2 protein-coding genes are annotated in these 2369 nt (G+C 62.6%); both read right to left on the bottom strand.

The window, feature by feature from the left end:
* Positions 1-982: NADH-quinone oxidoreductase subunit NuoG (nuoG, locus tag AACS18_RS23690; protein ID WP_258228664.1), on the bottom strand; the 982-nt coding region annotated here is incomplete at its 3' end.
* A 41-nt stretch (positions 983-1023) separates the two neighbouring features.
* Positions 1024-2369: NADH-quinone oxidoreductase subunit NuoF (gene nuoF, locus AACS18_RS20770; protein WP_108611919.1), on the bottom strand; the 1346-nt coding region annotated here is incomplete at its 5' end.

Below are 2369 nucleotides of genomic sequence, written 5' to 3'. Positions count from 1 at the left end.
GGGCAAAGTTGCTCTCCAGCGAGGCGCGGGGCGAGCCGATGCCGATGAGGCCGCGGGCCGTGCGCAGGGCATCGGCGGCTCGGTTGAGGGCGCCATCGACCGTGATGGTCAGCTGGTCGTTGCCATCTTTGAGCAGCGGTTGGCGCGGGCGGTCGGCCAGATTGACATAGCCATAGCCAAAGCGGCCACGGTCACAAAGGAAGTAGTGGTTGACGCTGCCGTGGAAGCGGTTTTCGATGCGGCGCAGCTCGCCATAACGCTCGCCCGGACTGATGTTGCAGCCCACGGAGCATTGCTGGCAGATGCTGGGGGCAAATTGCATGTCCCACTTGCGGTTGTAACGCTCGGAGTGGGTCTTGTCGGTGAAGACGCCGGTGGGGCAGACCTCCACCAGGTTGCCGGAAAATTCACTCTCCAGGGTGCCATCCTCGACCCGCCCGAAATAGACGTTGTCGTGGGCACCATAGACCCCGAGATCCTCGCCACCGGCATAATCCTTGTAGTAACGGACGCAGCGGTAGCAGGCGATGCAGCGGTTCATCTCGTGACCGATGAAGGGGCCCAGCTCCTGATTCTGGTGGGTGCGTTTAGTGAAGCGGTAGCGACGGCTGTTGTGGCCTGTCATCACCGTCATGTCCTGCAGGTGGCAGGCGCCGCCCTCTTCACACACCGGGCAGTCGTGGGGGTGGTTGGTCATCAGCCACTCCACCACGCTCTTGCGAAATTCTTTAGCCTCTTCATCCTCGATGGCGATGTAGCTGCCATCGGTGGCCGGGGTCATGCAGGACATGACCAGACGACCGCGCTTGTCATCGGCATTCTGATACTGTTTGACTGCACACTGGCGGCAGGCGCCAACGCTACCCAGCGCCGGATGCCAGCAGAAATAGGGGACGTCCAGACCCAGCGACAGACAGGCTTGCAGCAGGTTATCTGCTCCGTCTACCTCGTACTCTTTGCCGTCTACATAAATGGTTGCCATACAACTTCCCTGAAACCTGTTTTGTGAAATCTGTGGTGTCGTTACCAGCGCTCGCCCAGCAGATTGGGCTGGATCCCTTTGACCGGCTTGCGGTTATCACCGCTGCCTTTGATCCCAGCCTCGAATTCGGAGCGGAAATATTTGATGGCGCTGGCGAGCGGCTCGACGGCGCCCGGTGCGTGGGCGCAGAATGTCTTGCCCGGGCCAAGGAAACCGCAGAGTTGTTCCAGAGTCGCCAGATCGCCGGATTGCCCTTCGCCACGTTCCAGTGCCCGTAGCAGCTTGACGCTCCAGGGCAGGCCATCGCGACAGGGCGTGCACCAGCCACACGACTCGCGGGCGAAGAACTCCTCCATGTTGCGCAGCAGGGAGACCATGCTGATGGAGTCATCCACCGCCATGGCGAGGCCGGTCCCCATCCGGGTACCGACCTTGCCGATACCGGCGGTATACATCTGGGCATCGAGGTGCTCCGGCAGCAGGAAGCCGGTGCCCGCGCCGCCCGGTTGCCAGGCTTTCAGGCGATAGCCGCTCTTCATCCCACCGGCGTAATTTTCAAACAGCTCGCGGGCGGTGATGCCAAAGGGCAGCTCCCAGACCCCGGGGTTGTTCACCTTGCCGGAGAAGCCCATCAGCTTGGTGCCGTGATCTTCCGAGCCCGGCAGCGCCAGCCCCTGATACCAGGCGACCCCGTTGCCGATGATGGCGGGGACGTTGCAGAGGGTTTCGACGTTGTTGACGCAGGTGGGTTTGCCCCAGACGCCGGAAACTGCGGGGAAGGGGGGTTTGGCGCGCGGGTTGGCGCGTCGCCCTTCCAGCGAGTTGATAAGGGCCGTCTCTTCGCCACAGATGTAGCGGCCGGCGCCGGTGTGGACGAACAGCTCGAAGTCAAAACCGGATCCCAGAATGTTCTTGCCCAGTAGACCGGCGGCCTTGGCCTCTTCCACCGCACGGCGCAGGTGGATGGCAGCATCCACATATTCGCCGCGCAGGAAGATATAGCCGCGATAGGCTTTGAGCGCCCGGGCCGAGATGATCATCCCCTCGATCAGCAGGTGGGGCAGTTGCTCCATCAGCAGGCGATCTTTCCAGGTGTTGGGCTCCATCTCGTCGGCGTTGCAGAGCAGGTAGCGGATGTTCATGCTCTCGTCTTTGGGCATCAGCCCCCACTTCACACCTGTGGGGAAGCCCGCGCCGCCACGCCCCTTGAGACCGGCATCCTTGACGGTGCTGACGATCTCGTCCGGGCTCATCTGGCCAAGCGCTTTGCGCACCGCTTCATAGCCCTGCTTGGCCTGATACTCCTCCAGCCACACCGGCTGGCCGTCATCACGTAGCCGCCAGGTGAGCGGGTGGGTCTCGGGGGCACGTGGGGTGCGATTGGCGG

It is taken from the genome of Aeromonas sp. HMWF015, assembly GCF_963878965.1.
GTDB lineage: Bacteria > Pseudomonadota > Gammaproteobacteria > Enterobacterales > Aeromonadaceae > Aeromonas > Aeromonas veronii.
This window is presented reverse-complemented; position numbering and strand designations above follow the sequence as displayed.